Origin of the sequence: Variovorax sp. V213 (assembly GCF_041154455.1) — a bacterium.
Classification (GTDB): domain Bacteria; phylum Pseudomonadota; class Gammaproteobacteria; order Burkholderiales; family Burkholderiaceae_C; genus Variovorax.
The window spans coordinates 5,164,122-5,181,693 of the sequence record NZ_AP028664.1 but is presented as its reverse complement, the minus strand read 5'-3'; the positions used below and the strand labels follow the sequence as shown (position 1 = coordinate 5,181,693).

The 17,572-nt window shown below is 66.2% G+C and carries 18 protein-coding genes; 6 read left to right on the top strand and 12 right to left on the bottom strand.

Annotated elements, in window-relative coordinates; all coding sequences use genetic code 11:
- Window positions 1–16: 16 nt before the first annotated feature.
- Genes lptC through ACAM55_RS24475 form a run of 3 tightly spaced genes read right to left on the bottom strand, consistent with a single transcriptional unit; the run spans window position 17 to window position 2,204 of the window.
- The gene (lptC, locus tag ACAM55_RS24485) at window positions 17–661 is read right to left on the bottom strand and encodes an LPS export ABC transporter periplasmic protein LptC (protein ID WP_369654008.1); all 645 of its coding nucleotides are present in this window, start codon (window positions 659–661) and stop codon (window positions 17–19) included.
- Window positions 658–1,206: a KdsC family phosphatase gene (locus ACAM55_RS24480; RefSeq protein ID WP_369654007.1), complete on the bottom strand. Its 549-nt coding sequence runs from the start codon at window positions 1,204–1,206 to the stop codon at window positions 658–660. Before ACAM55_RS24480 ends, lptC begins: the two co-directional genes overlap by 4 nt.
- Window positions 1,206–2,204 (bottom strand): SIS domain-containing protein, encoded by a 999-nt coding sequence (locus ACAM55_RS24475; protein ID WP_369654006.1) that lies wholly within the window; start codon window positions 2,202–2,204, stop codon window positions 1,206–1,208. The genes ACAM55_RS24480 and ACAM55_RS24475 overlap by 1 nt, the downstream gene beginning before the upstream one ends.
- An 87-nt stretch (window positions 2,205–2,291) precedes the next feature.
- Here ACAM55_RS24475 and ACAM55_RS24470 point away from each other — a divergent pair, with 87 nt between their 5' ends.
- Entirely contained in the window at window positions 2,292–4,277 is a 1,986-nt protein-coding gene (locus ACAM55_RS24470; protein WP_369654005.1) for a monovalent cation:proton antiporter-2 (CPA2) family protein, read from the top strand.
- A 29-nt stretch (window positions 4,278–4,306) separates the two neighbouring features.
- On the opposite strand, the gene ACAM55_RS24465 is transcribed toward ACAM55_RS24470, so the two are convergent.
- On the bottom strand, window positions 4,307–4,807 hold the full coding sequence (locus ACAM55_RS24465; RefSeq protein ID WP_369654004.1) for a hypothetical protein: 501 nt from the start codon (window positions 4,805–4,807) through the stop codon (window positions 4,307–4,309).
- Here ACAM55_RS24465 and ACAM55_RS24460 point away from each other — a divergent pair.
- On the top strand, window positions 4,806–5,261 hold the full coding sequence (locus ACAM55_RS24460; RefSeq protein ID WP_369654003.1) for a hypothetical protein: 456 nt from the start codon (window positions 4,806–4,808) through the stop codon (window positions 5,259–5,261). The genes ACAM55_RS24465 and ACAM55_RS24460 overlap by 2 nt on opposite strands.
- Window positions 5,262–5,343: 82 nt before the next feature.
- On the opposite strand, the gene ACAM55_RS24455 is transcribed toward ACAM55_RS24460, so the two are convergent.
- The 6 genes from ACAM55_RS24455 to rpmH form a co-directional block, all read right to left on the bottom strand.
- On the bottom strand, window positions 5,344–5,805 hold the full coding sequence (locus ACAM55_RS24455; protein ID WP_369654002.1) for a Crp/Fnr family transcriptional regulator: 462 nt from the start codon (window positions 5,803–5,805) through the stop codon (window positions 5,344–5,346).
- Between the two features lie 90 nt (window positions 5,806–5,895).
- Window positions 5,896–7,314 carry a tRNA uridine-5-carboxymethylaminomethyl(34) synthesis GTPase MnmE gene (mnmE, locus tag ACAM55_RS24450; protein ID WP_369654001.1) on the bottom strand — a complete coding sequence of 473 codons (1,419 nt, stop codon included), beginning with the start codon at window positions 7,312–7,314 and terminating at the stop codon, window positions 5,896–5,898.
- A gap of 77 nt (window positions 7,315–7,391) precedes the next feature.
- On the bottom strand, window positions 7,392–9,080 hold the full coding sequence (yidC, locus tag ACAM55_RS24445) for a membrane protein insertase YidC (protein WP_369654000.1): 1,689 nt from the start codon (window positions 9,078–9,080) through the stop codon (window positions 7,392–7,394).
- Window positions 9,077–9,364, bottom strand: coding sequence for a membrane protein insertion efficiency factor YidD (gene yidD, locus ACAM55_RS24440; RefSeq protein ID WP_369653999.1), 288 nt, complete (start codon window positions 9,362–9,364; stop codon window positions 9,077–9,079). Before yidD ends, yidC begins: the two co-directional genes overlap by 4 nt.
- Window positions 9,361–9,753, bottom strand: a complete 393-nt coding sequence (locus ACAM55_RS24435; RefSeq protein ID WP_369653998.1) for a ribonuclease P protein component — start codon at window positions 9,751–9,753, stop codon at window positions 9,361–9,363. The genes yidD and ACAM55_RS24435 overlap by 4 nt, the downstream gene beginning before the upstream one ends.
- Window positions 9,754–9,851: 98 nt before the next feature.
- Window positions 9,852–9,986 (bottom strand): 50S ribosomal protein L34, encoded by a 135-nt coding sequence (rpmH, locus tag ACAM55_RS24430; RefSeq protein WP_007834827.1) that lies wholly within the window; start codon window positions 9,984–9,986, stop codon window positions 9,852–9,854.
- 320 nt (window positions 9,987–10,306) lie between these two features.
- On the opposite strand from rpmH, the gene dnaA reads away from it, so the two are divergent.
- The 3 genes from dnaA to gyrB all read left to right on the top strand — a co-directional run bounded on the left by dnaA (window position 10,307) and on the right by gyrB (window position 15,642).
- Entirely contained in the window at window positions 10,307–11,686 is a 1,380-nt protein-coding gene (gene dnaA, locus ACAM55_RS24425) for a chromosomal replication initiator protein DnaA (RefSeq protein ID WP_093020203.1), read from the top strand.
- Between the two features lie 90 nt (window positions 11,687–11,776).
- A complete protein-coding gene (dnaN, locus tag ACAM55_RS24420) occupies window positions 11,777–12,883 on the top strand; it encodes a DNA polymerase III subunit beta (protein ID WP_093020201.1) in 1,107 nt (368 codons plus the stop codon).
- A gap of 134 nt (window positions 12,884–13,017) precedes the next feature.
- Window positions 13,018–15,642, top strand: coding sequence for a DNA topoisomerase (ATP-hydrolyzing) subunit B (gene gyrB / locus ACAM55_RS24415; protein ID WP_369653997.1), 2,625 nt, complete (start codon window positions 13,018–13,020; stop codon window positions 15,640–15,642).
- An 11-nt stretch (window positions 15,643–15,653) separates the two neighbouring features.
- Here the strand turns inward: gyrB and ACAM55_RS24410 are convergent, their stop codons facing one another.
- Window positions 15,654–16,316 (bottom strand): hypothetical protein, encoded by a 663-nt coding sequence (locus tag ACAM55_RS24410; protein WP_369653996.1) that lies wholly within the window; start codon window positions 16,314–16,316, stop codon window positions 15,654–15,656.
- An 86-nt stretch (window positions 16,317–16,402) separates the two neighbouring features.
- Window positions 16,403–16,669: a hypothetical protein gene (locus tag ACAM55_RS24405; protein WP_369653995.1), complete on the bottom strand. Its 267-nt coding sequence runs from the start codon at window positions 16,667–16,669 to the stop codon at window positions 16,403–16,405.
- A gap of 300 nt (window positions 16,670–16,969) precedes the next feature.
- Between ACAM55_RS24405 and ACAM55_RS24400 the strand changes: the two genes are divergently transcribed.
- Complete coding sequence (locus tag ACAM55_RS24400; RefSeq protein WP_369653994.1) at window positions 16,970–17,488, top strand: hypothetical protein; 519 nt, start codon at window positions 16,970–16,972, stop codon at window positions 17,486–17,488.
- The last annotated feature ends 84 nt before the right edge of the window (window positions 17,489–17,572 follow it).

Sequence of the window (17,572 nt, the reverse complement as noted above, 5' to 3'; positions counted from 1 at the left end):
CGGGTCGCTCTTGTCTTCAGCGCGGTTTGCCGCCTGCGGGAGCCGCCGACGGGATCAGCACGCCGCGCACCCGGCCGGTCAGGTTGGCCACGCCGCTCAGGTTGTCGTAGTCGAGGTTGTCGGCGGTGAACTGGTCGCTGCCGCGGATGAGCGTGACGGGCTTGTTCGACGTCACACGCTCGGAGTCGAGAAAGGCGTGCAGGAAGTCGCCGCGGAACTCGAGCCGCGGCGTGCCCTTGCCGCCGGGCGCGACGACGGGGTCGCGGATGACGACGGCATTGCCGAAGAGCTGGATCTCGCTGCCATCGGAATTCGACAGGCCGCGGTTGGCCGTGGCGTGGGTGGTGTAGCCCTGCGGCGAGACGGAGCGCATGCGCACGTCGTCGACCTCGACGGTGTCGGTGTCCGGGTAGTGCCGGCCTTCCTTGCCATGGAGTTCGCTGCGCAGGTCGCCGTTGGGCAGGAAGTTCTTGATCACGAAACCGCGCATGAAATAGTCGGGCTCGTGCGTAGGCGCGGCCTTGGCGGTGGGTTCGAGCAGCTTGGGCGCATTGCGCACCAGCCAGTAGGTACCGAGCGCGACCGCTGCGGTCAGGATGATGGGCAGGTAGATGGTGGCGCGGTCGAGAACGTCGCGCAGCAGGCTCCAGGCGGCCTTCATTGCTGGGGGCCCCGTGCGGCGTCGAGCAGGCGCCGGTACTGGCCGCAAGCCGTCAGCAGCAGGTCGCAGAATTCGCGCGCCGCGCCTTCGCCGCCGCGTGCGCGGGTGACGTAATTGACCGCTTCGCGCACCTCGACGTGCGCATTGGCGGGCGCCGCCGCAAAGCCGGCGCGCGCCAGCACCGGCAGGTCGGGCCAGTCGTCGCCGATGGCGGCCGCCTGGTGCCACCCAAAGCCAAGCTGCTCGAGCATGGCTTCGGCCGCGGGCAGCTTGTCTTCGGTACCGTAGCGCACATGCTCGATGCCGAGCGCTTCGAGCCGCACGCGCAGCGGCTTCGAATCGCGCCCGGTGATCACCGCGGGCGTGATGCCTGCCAGGCGCAGCAGCTTGAGGCCGTAGCCGTCCAGGATGCTGAAGCGCTTGAGGGTTTCGCCGTGCTCGGTGAAATAGACGCCGCCGTCGGTCAGCACGCCGTCGATGTCGAAGAACGCAATGCGCGCATCCTGTGCGGCAAGCAAGGTTTCGGCCTGGAAATCGAGCGGCATCAGATGACCTTCGCGCGCATCAGGTCGTTGATGCTGAGCGCGCCGATCAAATGCCCCGCGGGATCGACGATGAGCACGCTGGTGATGCGGTGTTCTTCCATCAGCTCGGCCGCCTCGACCGCGAGCGCATCGGCGCGCAACGTGCGCGGACCGGGGTGCATCACGTCGGCGGCCGTCAGGCCGCGCAGGTCGCCGCCGGTCTCGACCTGGCGGCGCAGGTCGCCGTCAGTGAAGATGCCGATGGCACGGCCTTCGGCGTCGACCACCGCGGTGGCACCCAGGCCCTTGGAGCTCATCTCGCGCATCAGTTCGCTGAGCGTGGCGGTGGGCGCGACGCGCGGCACTTCGTCGCCCGAGCGCATCACGTCGCTCACATGGGTGAGCAGCTTGCGGCCCAGCGCACCGCCGGGATGCGAGCGCGCGAAGTCTTCGGAGCCGAAGCCGCGCGCATCGAGCAGCGCCACCGCCAGCGCGTCGCCCATCGCCATCTGGGCGGTGGTGCTCGCGGTGGGAGCGAGATTGAGCGGGCAGGCCTCCTTGGCAACGCCGGCGTCGATCACGATGTCGGCGTGGCGCGCCAGGGTGGAATCGACGCGGCCGGTCATGGCGATCAGGGGCACGCCCTGGCGCTTGACCACCGGGAGGATCACGGTGAGCTCGTCGACCTCGCCGCTGTTGGAGATGGCCAGCACCAGGTCGACCGACTTGATCATGCCGAGATCGCCGTGGCTGGCCTCGGCCGGATGGACGAACATGGCCGGCGTGCCCGTGGAAGCCAGGGTCGCAGCGATCTTGCGGCCCACGTGGCCGCTCTTGCCCATGCCCATGACGACCACGCGGCCGCGCACTTCGAGGATCTTGCGCACGGCGTCGACAAAGCTCGGGCCCACGCGCGACTTGAGGCCGAGTACGGCATCGGACTCGATGTCGAAGGTGGCGCGCGCGCGCGCAAGAATCGCGTCGGCGTCGACCACGGGGGGCAGGGGAGCTGAACTCATCGGCGGATTTTACGGGCCGGCCGACTTGGCCGGTCGTCGGGCGAAAGGGGCACGCCCGGGGCATGGACATTGCTCTAGCATCCGACCATGTCTTCGTTCGATCTCACGCTGATGTATTTGCTGGCCGCGGTGATCGGCGTCGTCGTCTGCCGCTCGCTGAAACTGCCGCCGATGCTCGGTTATCTGACGGCGGGCGTGCTGATCGGGCCTCATGCGCTGGGATTGGCGCACAACTCCGAAGCCATCCTTCACCTGGGCGAGTTCGGCGTGGTGTTCCTGATGTTCGTGATCGGGCTGGAGTTCAGCCTGCCCAAGCTGCGTGCCATGCGCAAGCACGTGTTCGGCCTGGGCCTCTTGCAGGTGCTGCTGACGATGACCATCGCCACCGCCGGTGCGCTCTTGATCGCCTCCCAGCTCCCGCCGGTCTGGCGGCTCGGGTGGCAGACGGCGCTGGCGCTGTCGGGCGCGTTGACCATGAGCAGCACCGCGATCGTGGTCAAGCTGATGGCCGAGCGGCTCGAGCTCGAGAGCGAGCACGGCCGGCGCGTGATGGGCGTGCTGCTGTTCCAGGACCTGGCCGTGGTGCCGCTGCTGGTGCTGATTCCCGCACTCGGCGCACCGCCCGAGGCGCTGGCCAAGGCCATCGGGCTGGCCATGGTGAAGGCCACCTTGCTGATCGGCCTGCTGCTTTTCGGCGGTCCGCGCATCATGCGCTGGTGGCTCACCCTGGTGGCCCGGCGGCGCAGCGAGGAGCTCTTCATCCTGAACGTGCTGCTGGTCACGCTCGGCCTGGCATGGCTCACCGACCTGGCCGGCCTGAGCCTGGCGCTGGGTGCCTTCATCGCCGGCATGCTGGTGTCGGAGACCGAATACAAGCACCAGGTCGAGACCGACATCCGTCCGTTCCACGACGTGCTGCTGGGCCTCTTCTTCATCACTGTGGGCATGTCGCTCGACTGGCACATCGTGGTGGACCGGTGGGCCCTGGTGGCCGTGCTGTTGGTCCTGCCGCTGGCCTTCAAGCTCGCGCTGGTGACGGTGCTGGCGCGGGTGCTGGGCGCCACCGCGGGCGTGTCGCTGCGCACCGGCCTGTACCTGGCGCAGGCGGGCGAATTCGGCTTCGTGCTGCTGACGCTGGCGCAGGAACGCAGTCTGCTGCCGCCCTGGCTCGCCAACCCGGTGCTGGCCTCGATGGTGCTGTCAATGCTCGCCACGCCGTTCATCGTGATGTACACCAACGCCATCGTGCGCAAGCTGGTGGCGAGCGACTGGCTCCAGCAATCGCTGCAGATGACCAGCATCGCGCGCAAGACCATCAACACCGCAAAGCACGTGATCATCTGCGGCTACGGGCGCTGCGGCCAGAACCTGGCGCGCATCCTGGAGCACGAAGGCATTCCGTACATGGCGCTCGACCTCGACCCCGACCGCGTGCGGCAGGCGGCTGCGGCCGGCGATTCGGTGGTGTTCGGCGACGCGGCACGGCTGCAGGCGCTGATGGCGGCCGGCCTGGCCCGCGCCAGCGCCGTGGTCGTGACGTACCTGGACGTGCCGGGTGCCATGAAGGTGCTGGCCAACACCCGTGCCCACGCGCCGCAGGTACCGGTGATCGTGCGCACGCAGGACGACCACGACCTTGAAAAGCTGCAGGCCGCGGGCGCGACCGAAGTGGTGCCCGAGGCCATCGAGGGTTCGCTGATGCTCGCGAGCCATGCGCTCGCATTGGTGGGCGTGCCGATGCGGCGCGTGATCCGCGTGGTGCAGGACCAGCGCGACGCGCGCTACAACCTGCTGCGCGGCTACTTCCACGGCGCCGACGACGACAACGCCGACGAGATCGACCATGAGCGGCTCAACACCTTCACCCTCACGCCCGGCGCCCGTGCGGTGGGACAAACCCTGGCGCGACTGGCGCTGGAATCATTGGGCGTTCGCGTCGCCAGCCTGCGCCGCCACAACGGCCAGGCCCAGGTACTCACCGACGACACGGTGCTGAGCGATGGCGATACGCTCGTGCTGTCCGGCAAGCCCGCGGCCCTGGCGGTCGCCATAGAGCGGCTGCAAAAGGGTTAGGACCCTCCCGCGGAACCGGCGGCGCCGAGCTAGTTGACCAGCGTCGGGTTGCGCTTTTCTTCTTCGATGCGCTGCTGCCGGCGCACCGCCTCGCATTGCGCGTGCGGCTTGTATTCGGGCTTGAGGCACTGCGCGGCCATGCACTGGGCCTTCGCGATGAAATTGCGGTCGCCACAAATGGCCAGCGGGTCTGCGGGCGCCGAGGGTGCCTGGGACGGCGTCGGCGCCGCGGCGACTGCGGCCGGCACGGACTCGGACGCCCCGGCTTGCGGCGGTGCCGCGGGTGCCGGCTTGCGCGTCTTGCTCACGGCTGCAGGCGCTGGCTTGAGGTTGGCGGCCAGGGGCGTGGTTGCCGCCGCATCGTGCGGCGCGGCTTCCACGGCCAGCGGCTCCGCAGGCGGAGGTTCGGGCACCGCCGCCGGCGGCTGGATCGATGGCACGGGCGGCACGGCGGGCGCAGCGGGCTTGGCGATTTCGACTTCTTCGTCCGGCGGGTCCATTCCGTAGCCGCGCCAGCCCGCAACGACCATGACGAGCCCCACCGCCAGCAACAGCAACCAGAGCCAGAAGCCGCGCGAGCGCCACGGCTTCCGGGGCTCGGCCCGGGGCGGCCGCGGCGCCCTGGGCTTGGAAGACTTCCTTGCCCGGGGTTCCCGCGGCGGCGAAGGCGGGCGCCTCAAGCGGCCCAGCGCGGCAATGAGCGTCTTCTCATCCGCCAGCGTTGCGGCGCCCGCAGGCGGCGCCGTGGACGCGGGCGGCATGCGGGCCTCGAAGAGCCCGCCGGGGATCGTGGGTGCGCGCAGTTGCGCGGGCGCCGTGGTGGCCCACTCGCGCTCGGACCGGCTGCGAGGAGCGGGAGGTGGCGAAATCGGCGTGGGTGCGGCGGGCGCCAGCTTGCCGCCGCAGCTCTTGCAGAAATTCGCGCCCTCGCGGTTTTCTGTGCTGCAGACCGGGCAGATCAAGGCCATTTCGACTGACTTCTAGGGAACGGGAGAAACGATTTTCGGGAACGGACCGCGGCGTGCTGCCACGGTTTGCACTTCACGCGGAATGGCCAGGTGGATGCTCAGGTGACCGCGACGCGCTTGGACCGGTGCGCCATGCGCTTGGCGATCACCGCGCCAAGGCCCATGGCGATTTCGAGGGCCAGGTTGGGCTGCCGATTCGACATTTCCAGGAAGCGGACCGCCGTGAGGCGCCATACGCGCCCCGCGCCGGTGACCACCACGTTGGCCGAATGCGGTTCGCGCGAGAAGAAGGAGCCTTCGCCGACCACCGACCCCGGCATCAGCACGGCCAGCTTCATCTGTTCCTTGCTGCTCACGCGGTGCACGCTGATGGCGCCGCTCTCGAGAAAATACACCGAGCGGTCGTGCGTGCCCTGCTCGATGAGAACGTCGCCGACGCCGGTCACGATGGGCTGCAGATAGCCCGCCAGCGTTTCCCACTGTTGTACGTTCAGCATCAACGCAAAGGCGTCATTGCTGTTGTTGTCCGCGATGGCGCGGCTCAGGTTCTGGATGGACATGCTTTTCTCAACCCCCGCATCTGTGCCGGAGTATCCGCGAAGGGCGCGGTTTTCGGCTACAACTCTTTACGTTTTTCGGAGGGGCTGTCTCTATTTGCCGATACAGAAGCGCGAAAAGATGACCCCCAGCAAGTCGTCGGCGCCGAACTCGCCGGTGATTTCGTTCAGCGCGTTCTGCGCCAGGCGCAGTTCCTCAGCCAGCAGGTCGAGCAGCTGCGCCTGCGCTGCCAGATGGCTCGCGGCCAGCGCCAGGTGGGTTTCGACCCTGGCCAGCGCCTGCACGTGGCGCGCGCGCGCCAGGTAGACCCCCTCGGGCACGGCCTGCCAACCGGCCATGGCCAGCAGTTGCTCGCGCAGCGCTTCGATGCCGAGGCCGGTCTTGGCGGACAGGGCGATGCCCTGGGCCGCGCTGGCCGCACTGGCCATTGGCGCGGCGTCCTGCTTGTTCCAGACATCGAGCACCGGCACGCCCGCGGGCAGCTTCTGCCGCAGGCTGCGCAAGATCTCGGCGTCGGCGGCGGCGTAGTCGGGCAGGCCGGCGCGTGTCAGGTCGTGCAGGAACAGCACCGCGTCGGCGCTCTCGATCTGACCCCAGGCGCGTGCAACGCCGATCTGTTCGACCTCGTCGCTGCTTTCGCGCAGGCCCGCCGTGTCGGCCACGTGCAGCGGGACGCCGTGGATCTGGATGGTCTGCGAGACCACGTCGCGCGTGGTGCCCGCCACCGCGCTCACGATGGCCAGCTCGGCGCCCGCCAATGCGTTGAGCAGCGAACTTTTGCCTGCATTGGGCTGGCCTGCGATGACCACCTTGATGCCCTCGCGCAGCAACGCCCCCTGTTTCGCGCGCTGCTGCACCGCCGCCAGCTGCGCCTGCAATCTCATCAACTGCCCGGCCGCATCGGCCTTTTGAAGGAAGTCGATCTCTTCTTCGGGGAAATCGAGCGTGGCCTCGACCAGCATGCGCAGATGGATCAGCGCGTCGCGCAGCGTGTGGATCTCGCGCGAGAACGCGCCCGAGAGCGAACGCCCGGCGCTGCGCGCGGCCGCCTCGGTGCTGGCGTCGATCAGGTCGGCAATGGCCTCGGCCTGGGCCAGATCGACCTTGCCGTTCAGGAAGGCGCGCTGGCTGAACTCGCCGGGCTCGGCCACACGCAGGCCGGGCAGGCGCGGGCGGCCGGTGACCGGGTCGGCCTCGGCGGCGGCTTCGAGGCAGCGTGCCAGCAAAAGCTGCAACACCACCGTTCCGCCATGGGCCTGGAGCTCGAGCACGTCCTCGCCGGTGAACGAATGGGGCGAGGGAAAGTGGATCGCCAGGCCGTGGTCGACCGGTTCGCCGGCCGCGTCGCGGAACGGGAGATAGGTGGCTTCGCGCGGCTTCAGCGGCCGGCCGCAGAGGGCCTCGATCAGCGGCGCGAGCCGGGCGCCGGACACCCGCACGATGCCCACCGCCCCGCGCCCCGAGGCGGTGGCGATGGCGGCGATGGGATCGGTGGTGCGTGCGAAGGTCATGGAAGCACGATTCTTTCAGCAAAAAGGCAAAGGGCCGCGGATGCGGCCCTTTGCGTGGGTGGCGGAAGCCTCTGCGCTTACTTGCCCAGCACGCCCAGCCGCTTGTTGATGAACCATTGCTGCGCAATCGACAGCACGTTGTTCGTGATCCAGTACAGCACCAGGCCGGCCGGGAAGAAGATGAACATCACGCTGAACGCGAGCGGCATGATCCACATCAGCTTGGCCTGCATCGGATCGGGCGGCGTCGGGTTGAGCCAGGTCTGGAACAGCGAGGTAAGGGTCATCACGATCGGCAGGATGTACCAGGGATCGGGTGCCGACAGGTCGGTGATCCAGCCGATCCACGGTGCGTGGCGCATTTCGACCGACGACAGCAGCACCCAGTAGAGCGCGATGAACACCGGGATCTGGATCACGATCGGGAAGCAGCCGCCCATCGGGTTGACCTTCTCGGTCTTGTAGATGCGCATCATCTCCTGCTGCATCTCTTGCGGCTTGTCCTTCAGCCGCTCGCGCATTTCCATGATCTTGGGGTTGATGGCCTTCATCTTGGCCATGCTGGCGTAGGCCTTGGCGTTGAGCCAGTAGAAGGCCGCCTTCAGCAGCACCACCAGCGCCACGATGGCCCAGCCCCAGTTGCCCAAGATGCCGTGCAGCTGGTTCAGCAGCCAGTACAGCGGCTTGGAGATGATGGCGAAGATGCCGTAGTCCTTGACCAGGTCCAGGCCCGGCGCAATGGCTTCGAGCTTCTTTTCTTCTTCGGGGCCGGCGAACAGCGCGCTGTTGACCACCTGCGTCTGGCCCGGGGCGATCTTCGGCAGCGTGGCCACCATGGCCACGGTGAAGAGGTTGTCGCCCAGGTCCTTCACGCGGAATTCGCGCTTGAGCTGTTCGCTGGCCGGGTCGCCCTTGAGCAGCCAGGCGGACACGAAATAGTGCTGCACCATGGCAATCCAGCCGTCGTTGGCGGGCGGCGGCGGCTCGATCTTGCCCTTGGAGATGTCCTTGAAGTCGAGCTTGTGGAACTTCTTCTCGTTGGTGTATGCGGCCGGGCCGGTGAAGGTGTTGGTGCCGAACATCGTGCCGGCGGCCACCGTGCCGTGGCGCAGCAGCTGCATGTAGAGCTGCGCGTCGCGCGGCTGGTCGCTCACGTTGACGACCTCGTGGCGCACGCCGATGGTGTAGTCGCCGCGCTTGAACACGTAGGTCTTGACGTACTTCAAGCCGCCCGAGGGCGCGCTTTCGAAGCTCACTTCGAGCGTGTTCTGACCCTCGGCCATGGCGCGCGGACCGGCCTTCGGCGTCATCGGCGTCAGGTGGTTGGGGAACGGTTCGCCGGTCTGGCTCAGCAGGCCGGTCTGGGCCACGTAGCGGGTGGCGGGCGAATCGTTCTCGAACAGGACGACGTGCTTGGTGCGGTCGGCTTCTTCGTACTTCAGCAACTCCAGGTAGTTGACCGTGGCGCCTTCGCTGTCGATCACTGCCTTGAACAGGTCGGTGGTCACGCTGACCCGCTCGCGCGGCGCGGCCGGGGCGGCCTGCGTGGGCACGGCGCCCGCATTGCCGCCGGTGGCGGACGCGGCGGCTGGCACGCCGTTGCTGGCGGCCGGCGTGCCGCCTGCCGGCGCGGAAGCCACGGCAGCCGGCTTGCTCGACGGCAGGAAGGTCGGCTTGTTGCCGTTGAAGACCTGCCATTGGTCCCACAGCAGCACCAGCGAGAAACCAAAAATCACCCACAGGATCGTGCGGCGTATATCGTTCATGACGAAGACTTCTTGTCGGAGGAGAGAAGAGACGAAAACAGCGAGCCTGGCTTGCCAGTGCGACGCTGTGATTTCGGTGGAACCGGATCGTGCCCGCCCTGGCACCAGGGTTGGCAGCGCACGATGCGGTGCAGTGTGAGATAGCTGCCCTTGAGAGCGCCGTGGACTTCGAGCGCCTCGATCGAATAGACGGAGCAGGTCGGCTCGAAGCGGCACGACTGCCCGAGCCAGGGGCTCAGCAGCAGGCGATAGCCTTTCACGAGGCCGATCAGCAAGCGCTTCATGATGACTGTGCAGAGGAGCGCGCGGCCCGCGCCAGCAGTTGCTGGAGTTCGGCGCGCACGGCGGCCTTGAGCTTGTCCGAGGAGGCGCTCACGAATTCCTTGCGGTCAAAACCCGCGCGCAGCCGCACCACGTGCGCCGCACGGGGCAGGCCCGCATCGGGTGCGGCGCTCACGGTATAGATCTGGCGCTTGATGGCGTTGCGCGTGACCGCGCGGCGCGCCCAGCGCTTGGGCACCATGGCGCCCAGCCAGACATCGTCGGACACGAACAAAGGCCGCGCGCTCGACGAATCGAGCGCGCAGCGATGCAATGCGAAATGAGCAGTGCGCGCCACGGTGGCACCTGCGAGGACGGCCTGGAACTGCGCGCGGGTCTTGAGCCGCTGCATGGAAGCCGGGCCGGTTGCGTCGTCGCTGGTCGGGCCAGAAGTACTGGCGGCGAAAGCTGGCGCTGGCGGCTCGGCGGCTGGCAACGGCAGAACTGCCGTCAGACGGCCAGGCGCTTGCGGCCCTTGGCGCGGCGTGCGTTGATGACGGCGCGGCCGCCACGGGTCTTCATACGGACCAGAAAGCCGTGGGTACGGGCGCGGCGGACTTTGGAAGCTTGGTAAGTGCGTTTCATGATGAGATTTCCTGCTGATTCCCCCGATATCCGCGATGTCCCTTATGAAGCCATGAAGGCCATATCGGACATGCGGGCGCTGGGAGCGTTTTTCGGATGACCCCCGAAAGACGCAATGAGGTTTTCAGGGAAACCCGCAATTATCGCAAACATTCGGCCCAACACCAAACATCGAGCAACTTTGCGGGCCTTTGCCGGGTGCGCCCGGGGATGTGGATAAGGTTTTGACAAGTTAGAATGCAGGCCGCCTTGCAGCAGAGCATATCCACAATACATATACCAAAAAATGGCCGAGGGACACACCACTTTTTCAAGCACCCATGTCGACTGACGGCATCGGTGAGAGCCTCTGGCAGGCTTGTGTCGACCAGCTCGCGCAGGAGCTGTCCGAGCAGCAATTCAACACCTGGATCAAACCCCTGACGGCGCAGGTCGCAGACGACCTGTCGCGCATGACGGTGTTCGTTGCCAACCGCTTCAAGCTCGACTGGATCCGGGCCCAGTACGCAGGCAAGATTGCCGCCATGGCCGAGAAGATGTACGGCCAGCCGGTGGCAGTTGAGTTAGCGCTCGCTCCGCGCGAAGCGCCCGTGCGCTCGACACCCGTTGCCGTTCTGGCCGAAACCGACGTGCCGCGCGACGTGGCCGGGCCGGGCGAGGAACCAGCGGCCGCCGGCTTCAAGAACCGCCTCAATTCGGGCCTCACCTTCGACACCCTGGTGGAGGGTACGGCCAACCGCATGGCACGCGCCGCGGCCATGCACGTGGCCGGCATGCCGGGCCACCTGTACAACCCGCTGTTCATCTACGGCGGCGTCGGCCTGGGCAAGACCCACCTGATGCACGCTGTGGGTAACCGGCTGCTCGCAGACCGCCCGGATTCCAAAGTTCTCTACATCCATGCCGAGCAGTTCGTCTCGGATGTGGTCAAGGCCTACCAGCGCAAGACTTTCGATGAGTTCAAGGAGCGCTACCACTCGCTCGATCTGCTCTTGATCGACGATGTGCAGTTCTTCGCCAACAAGGATCGCACGCAGGAAGAATTCTTCAACGCGTTCGAAGCCCTGCTGGCCAAGAAGTCGCACATCGTGATGACCAGCGACACCTACCCGAAGGGCCTGGCCGACATCCACGAGCGCCTGGTGTCGCGCTTCGATTCGGGCCTCACCGTCGCCATCGAGCCGCCCGAGCTCGAGATGCGGGTGGCCATCCTGATCAACAAGGCGCGCGCCGAATCGGCCGAAATGCCGGAAGAGGTGGCCTTCTTCGTCGCCAAGAACGTGCGCTCGAACGTGCGCGAGCTCGAAGGTGCGCTGCGCAAGATCCTGGCGTACTCGCGCTTCAACCAGAAGGAAATCTCGATCGCCCTGGCGCGCGAGGCGCTGCGCGACCTGCTGTCGATCCAGAATCGGCAGATCTCGGTCGAAAATATCCAGAAGACGGTGGCCGACTACTACAAGATCAAGGTCGCCGACATGTACAGCAAGAAGCGCCCGGCCAGCATCGCGCGACCCCGGCAGATCGCCATGTACCTGGCCAAGGAGCTCACCCAAAAGAGCCTGCCTGAAATCGGCGAGCTGTTCGGCGGGCGCGACCACACCACGGTGCTGCACGCGGTGCGCAAGATTTCCGGCGAGCGCCAGCAGCTCACCGAACTCAACCAGCAGTTGCACGTGCTCGAGCAAACGCTCAAGGGCTGACCGCGAATGTCATCAAGAATGCGCCTCGCAACAGCGGAGAATGGCGTCTTACAAGCGGATTCAAAGAGATAAAGAGAAGAGGAAGAAGACATGATCGTTTTGAAGGCAACCCAAGACAAAGTCCTCGCCGCGCTGCAATCGGTGGCGGGCATCGTGGAACGGCGCCATACGCTGCCGATCCTCGCCAATGTGCTGATCCGCAAGACCGGCGGGCAGCTGCAGCTGACGACCAGCGATCTCGAGATCCAGATCCGCACCACGGCCGAACTCGGCGGCGATGAAGGCAGCTTCACCACCACCATCGGCGCGCGCAAGCTCATCGACATCCTGCGCACCATGCCGGCCGACCAGACCGTGAGCCTCGAATCGAGCGCGAGCAAGCTGGTGCTCAAGGGTGGCAAGAGCCGCTTCACGCTGCAGTCGCTGCCCGCCGAGGACTTTCCGCTGGTGCAGGAAGCCGCCAACTTCGGCCCCGTGTTCAGCGTGCCGCAAAAGACGCTGAAAGACCTGCTCTCGCAGGTTTCGTTCGCCATGGCCGTGCACGACATCCGCTATTACCTGAACGGCATCCTGTTCGTGGCCGAAGGCAAGCAGCTGAGCCTGGTGGCCACCGACGGGCACCGCCTGGCTTTCTCGTCGGCCACGCTCGACGTCGAAGTGCCGCGCCAGGAAGTCATTCTTCCGCGCAAGACCGTGCTCGAAATGCAGCGCCTGCTGTCGGACGCCGAAGGCGCCATCGAGATGCAGTTTGCCAACAACCAGGCCAAGTTCAGCTTCGGTGGCATGGAGTTCGTCACCAAGCTGGTCGAGGGCAAGTTCCCCGACTACAACCGCGTGATTCCCAAGAACCACAAGAACAGCGTCACGCTCGGCCGTGCGCCCCTTCTGGCCAGCCTGCAGCGCACCGCCATCCTGACGAGCGAGAAGTTCAAGGGCGTGCGGCTCAACATCGAGCCCGGCACGCTGCGCATCGCGTCGAACAACGCCGAACAGGAAGAGGCGCAGGACGAACTCGACATCGACTACGGCGGCGACGCCATCGAGATCGGCTTCAACGTCACCTACCTGATCGACGCCCTGTCCAACATGGACCAGGACATGGTCAAGCTGGACCTGGCCGACTCCAACAGCTCCGCCCTTTTGACCATCCCCGAGAACGCATCCTTCAAATATGTCGTGATGCCGATGCGGATCTAGAAGACAGAAAACACAGCGCCTTGCGCAGACAGCCCGCGGCCCTCCGCGGGTTTGCGCTTTCAAGAGGCAGGAAAAACAGGCTCCCAGAGCCCGAAAAATCCCGTGAATGCCGTGAGAGATAGAGGAATATCCGAATGAGTGCAGAAGAGAACAAGCCCGAAGTGCCCCACACCGAACCGGTCTACACCCCCGAGATCGAGAGTGCGGTGCCGATCGAGATCACGCCCGCCGACACCAGCTACGGCGAAGGCTCGATCACGATCCTCGAAGGGCTCGAGGCGGTGCGCAAGCGCCCCGGCATGTACATCGGCGACACCTCCGACGGTACGGGCCTGCACCACCTGGTGTTCGAAGTGGTCGACAACTCCATCGACGAGGCACTGGCCGGCCACTGCGACGACATCGTCGTCACTATCCACAGCGACAACTCGATCTCCGTCACCGACAACGGCCGCGGCATCCCGACCGGCGTGAAGATGGACGACAAGCACGAGCCCAAGCGTTCGGCCGCCGAAATTGCGCTCACCGAACTGCACGCGGGCGGCAAGTTCAACCAGAACAGCTACAAGGTCTCGGGCGGCCTGCACGGCGTGGGCGTGAGCTGCGTGAACGCGCTGAGCGTGAAGCTGCGCCTCATCGTGCGCCGCGAAGGCAAGATCCACGAACTCGAGTTCAGCCGCGGCTTCGTGCAGAACCGCCTGCTCGAGACCGTGAACGGCTTCGAGGTCTCGCCCATGAAGGTCATCGGCGACACCGACAAGCGCGGCACCGAGGTGCACTTCCTGCCCGACACCGAGATCTTCAAGGAAAACAACGATTTCCATTACGAGATCCTGAGCAAGCGCCTGCGCGAACTGAGCTTCCTGAACAACGGCGTGCGCATCCGCCTGCTCGACGAACGCACCGGCAAGGAAGACGACTTCTCGGGCGCCGGCGGCGTGCGCGGCTTCGTGGAGTTCATCAACAAGGGCAAGACCGTCCTGCATCCGAACTCGTTCTATGCCGCTGGCGAAAAGCCGGCCGACACCTATGGCGGCATCCCGGGCACGCACATCGGCGTCGAAGTGGCCATGCAATGGAACAGCGGCTACAACGAGCAGGTCCTCTGTTTCACCAACAACATTCCCCAGCGTGACGGCGGCACCCACCTCACGGGCCTGCGCGCCGCGATGACCCGCGTCATCAACAAGTACATCGAGGAAAACGAGTTCGCCAAGAAGGCGAAGGTCGAAGTCACTGGCGACGACATGCGCGAAGGCCTGTGCTGCGTGCTGAGCGTGAAGGTGCCCGAGCCCAAGTTCTCGAGCCAAACCAAGGACAAGCTGGTGTCCAGCGAAGTGCGCGCGCCGGTGGAAGACATCGTCGGCCGCCTGCTGACCGACTACCTGCAGGAGCGCCCGAACGACGCCAAGATCATCTGCGGCAAGATCGTCGAGGCCGCCCGCGCCCGCGAAGCCGCGCGCAAGGCCCGCGAAATGACGCGCCGCAAGGGCGTGCTCGACGGCATGGGCCTGCCCGGCAAGCTGGCCGACTGCCAGGAAAAAGATCCCGCGCTGTGCGAGGTGTACCTGGTGGAGGGCGACTCCGCCGGCGGCTCCGCCAAGCAGGGCCGCGACCGGAAGTTCCAGGCCATCCTGCCGCTGCGCGGCAAGATCCTGAACGTGGAAAAGGCGCGCTACGAGAAGCTGCTCACCAGCAACGAAATTCTCACCATGATCACCGCTTTAGGCACCGGCATCGGCCGCGCCGGCGCCACCAGCGCGGGCGGCGGAGCGGACGACTTCAACGTCGCCAAGCTGCGCTACCACCGCATCATCATCATGACCGACGCCGACGTCGACGGCGCCCACATCCGCACGCTGCTGCTCACCTTCTTCTACCGGCAGATGCCGGAGCTGGTCGAGCGCGGCCACATCTACATCGCGCAGCCGCCGCTCTACAAGGTCAAGGTCGGCAAGGAAGAGCAGTACCTGAAGGACGGACCTGCGCTCGACGCCTTCCTGCTCAAGGTGGCCTTGAAGGACGCGAGCATCGAGACCGGCGGTCCCAACTCGACCACCCTGAGCGGCGACACCCTGGCCGAACTGGCGCGCAAGCACCAGCTGGCCGAAGCCGTGATTGCGCGGCTGCGCAACTTCATGGATGCCGAGGCCCTGCGCGCCATTGCAGACGGCGTGGCGCTCGACCTCGACACCACCCCGGCGGCCGAAGCCTCGGCCGTGGCGCTGCAGGCCAAGCTGCGCGAGCTCAACACCACCGGCGTGCCGGCCGAAGTGAGCAGCGAGTTCGACGCCCGCACCGACAAGCCGCTGCTGCGCATCAGCCGCCGCCACCACGGCAACATCAAGAGCAGCGTGCTCACCCAGGACTTCGTGCACGGCGCCGACTACGCCGCGCTCGCCGAAGCCGCCAACACCTTCCGCAACCTGCTGAGCAGCGACGGCGCCACCGTCCGCCGCGGCGAAGGCGAACGCGCCAAGGAAGAAAAGGTGGCCGACTTCCGCATCGCCATGAAGTGGCTCATCGGCCAGGCCGAGAATGCCACCTCGCGCCAGCGCTACAAGGGCCTGGGCGAAATGAACCCGGCGCAGCTGTGGGAAACCACCATGGACCCGACCGTGCGCCGCCTGCTGCGCGTGCAGATCGACGACGCCATCGAAGCGGACCGCGTGTTCACGATGCTGATGGGCGACGAGGTGGAACCGCGGCGCGAGTTCATCGAGCAGAACGCGCTGCGGGCGGCGAATATCGACGTTTGATTGATTGGTGATCAGCGGCAGCCCAACCGGAACCGCCGGTCACGGGTCTGCTGCCTTTGCTCGCGCAGCCAGTCTTGCATGGCTGCGCCTTGCGGCTGCCGCGCCACTGTGTCGAGCCACTTGACGTGCGCGTCGAGTGCACTGCACTCGGCGTGTGCGCCGCTCGCATTGGAAGCGACCTGGTGGTCGTGCGACTGTGCCTGCACCGCCAGCGCGGCGCTGTTCCGATTCGACGCCTCTCGCGCCTCGACGCTCATTCCATCGGCCAGATTCTGATTGCGATCGACGCGTACTGCAGTGGCGATCGAACCCGCGGGGCAGGGCCCGTCCGAATAGGCGATCTTGCCCGCCGCGCTCGTGCATTTGCTGACCTCGAGAGCAGTTGGGGCAGATGAAGAACGACCCGCAAGACTTGCCGGAGGCGATGGCGCGGCGCGATCTGACCCCGGGCTGGGACCTTGCGGCATCGGGGGCGCAGCGGATTTCACCCCGTCTGGCCGCACGGCGCGTTGCGCCAACAGCCATTCAGCGCCGCAATAGAGCCCGAGCATCAGCAAGGCCGACAGCCCGACCCACATCAGCCAGTGGCGCTCCCGCCTGGGGCGCAGGTTGTACTCCCATTCCGTCATCGCGTTGCGGCTGTCGTGCAGCGGGTCGCGATGGTCGGAATTCATGAAGGCCGAGTATCCCCGCTTCGCCGGCTCTTTCGCCAACGAACGGCCTGGCGCTTCACCAGTGGCCGATCAAGGCAATGCAAGGCTCAGATCGACCGATGCACGCGAGCGCCGCCCCTGCCGCCCTGCAACACCTGCGCAACGCGGGCCAGCCCGCCGGTTCCGCTCGCCGCACGGCCGACCAGCGCACCGCCCGCCGCGCCAGCCAACACGCGGCGCATCAGCGAGCGGCTGCTTCCTGCCTTCAGCAGCAGCAAAAGGCCTGCTCCCAGCACAGCCAGATGCTCGCCCGGAATCCCGCGGCGCTGGGCATCCATTTTCTTGATTGCGTCGATCTTCGATCCGATGGTCATTTGAAAGCTCCTTTTCTGTACGAACTTCTTCATAACCAACGCGGCGGTGCACCGCTGTAGGCGCCGATCACGTGCGCCACGTCGGATCGGGCGCACACAGAGGGCGTCTCAGGGTTTTCATAGGTAGGACGCTGCAAAACCACGGAGATACCCGTCACACAATCGTCATGAGCTATTAAAACAATAGCGTTCAGCGGGTCGCCGAGGATCGTTCCTCGTAAACGCTATATCTAGCCCGACTCTTGCTAAGCAAAATCCTCGACGGATTTCACGTCACCCATGATCGAGGACATCGAAGCAATGAACCTTATGCGTCTCCGGCAGCCGATGGCTGCGTTGGTACTGGGCGGCACAGCAGCATTCTTCGGGGCGATGACATCGGCCCATGCGTTCTCGAACCCGCCCATCCAGATGGCGCAGGGCGTCGAATACATGTGCGGGGGCACGAGCAAGGACGAAGCCGCGTTCATGCAGATGGTTTCGCCGCGTTGGGCGGCCACCCTCGAGTTCGGAATCAACGACAGCACGCAAAAGGGCAGTTTCCCGGCGCGGGCGGCCGTCCAGGTGCGCGAAAAGTACACGGGCCGCCCCGTGATGGAAGCCCAGTCGCAAGGGCCCTACATGCTGACGCGGCTCGACCCCGGCGCCTACGACGTGAACGTCACGCTCGGCGGCCTCACGATCACGCAGACGCTGACGGTGATCGCCGGCGTGCCGGCACGCGCCGTGTTCATGTGGCCGTCGAATTTCGACATGGCCTCGGTGCTGCCGCCCGCGCCGCAGACGCAGGCGCTCGCACAGACCTCCGCCGGCCGCTGAGCCTTCTCTCCCCGGGCTTGGCACCGGGGTCGGAATCCTTGTTAAGCCTTGTCTAAGCCGTGCGCCGCACAGTGGCGCCGTGGT

Bases quoted from the DNA above. Each gene is read 5' to 3' on its own strand.
- ACAM55_RS24410 (WP_369653996.1), bottom strand. From the start codon at position 16,316: ATGAATTCCGACCATCGCGACCCGCTGCACGACAGCCGCAACGCGATG.
- mnmE (WP_369654001.1), bottom strand. From the start codon at position 7,314: ATGACCTTCGCACGCACCACCGATCCCATCGCCGCCATCGCCACCGCC.
- gyrB (WP_369653997.1), top strand. From the start codon at position 13,018: ATGAGTGCAGAAGAGAACAAGCCCGAAGTGCCCCACACCGAACCGGTC.
- ACAM55_RS24455 (WP_369654002.1), bottom strand. From the start codon at position 5,805: ATGTCCATCCAGAACCTGAGCCGCGCCATCGCGGACAACAACAGCAAT.
- yidC (WP_369654000.1), bottom strand. From the start codon at position 9,080: ATGAACGATATACGCCGCACGATCCTGTGGGTGATTTTTGGTTTCTCG.
- lptC (WP_369654008.1), bottom strand. From the start codon at position 661: ATGAAGGCCGCCTGGAGCCTGCTGCGCGACGTTCTCGACCGCGCCACC.
- yidD (WP_369653999.1), bottom strand. From the start codon at position 9,364: ATGAAGCGCTTGCTGATCGGCCTCGTGAAAGGCTATCGCCTGCTGCTG.
- rpmH (WP_007834827.1), bottom strand. From the start codon at position 9,986: ATGAAACGCACTTACCAAGCTTCCAAAGTCCGCCGCGCCCGTACCCAC.
- ACAM55_RS24400 (WP_369653994.1), top strand. From the start codon at position 16,970: ATGAACCTTATGCGTCTCCGGCAGCCGATGGCTGCGTTGGTACTGGGC.
- dnaN (WP_093020201.1), top strand. From the start codon at position 11,777: ATGATCGTTTTGAAGGCAACCCAAGACAAAGTCCTCGCCGCGCTGCAA.
- ACAM55_RS24405 (WP_369653995.1), bottom strand. From the start codon at position 16,669: ATGACCATCGGATCGAAGATCGACGCAATCAAGAAAATGGATGCCCAG.
- ACAM55_RS24470 (WP_369654005.1), top strand. From the start codon at position 2,292: ATGTCTTCGTTCGATCTCACGCTGATGTATTTGCTGGCCGCGGTGATC.
- dnaA (WP_093020203.1), top strand. From the start codon at position 10,307: ATGTCGACTGACGGCATCGGTGAGAGCCTCTGGCAGGCTTGTGTCGAC.
- ACAM55_RS24480 (WP_369654007.1), bottom strand. From the start codon at position 1,206: ATGCCGCTCGATTTCCAGGCCGAAACCTTGCTTGCCGCACAGGATGCG.
- ACAM55_RS24460 (WP_369654003.1), top strand. From the start codon at position 4,806: ATGACGAGCCCCACCGCCAGCAACAGCAACCAGAGCCAGAAGCCGCGC.
- ACAM55_RS24475 (WP_369654006.1), bottom strand. From the start codon at position 2,204: ATGAGTTCAGCTCCCCTGCCCCCCGTGGTCGACGCCGACGCGATTCTT.
- ACAM55_RS24435 (WP_369653998.1), bottom strand. From the start codon at position 9,753: ATGCAGCGGCTCAAGACCCGCGCGCAGTTCCAGGCCGTCCTCGCAGGT.
- ACAM55_RS24465 (WP_369654004.1), bottom strand. From the start codon at position 4,807: ATGGTCGTTGCGGGCTGGCGCGGCTACGGAATGGACCCGCCGGACGAA.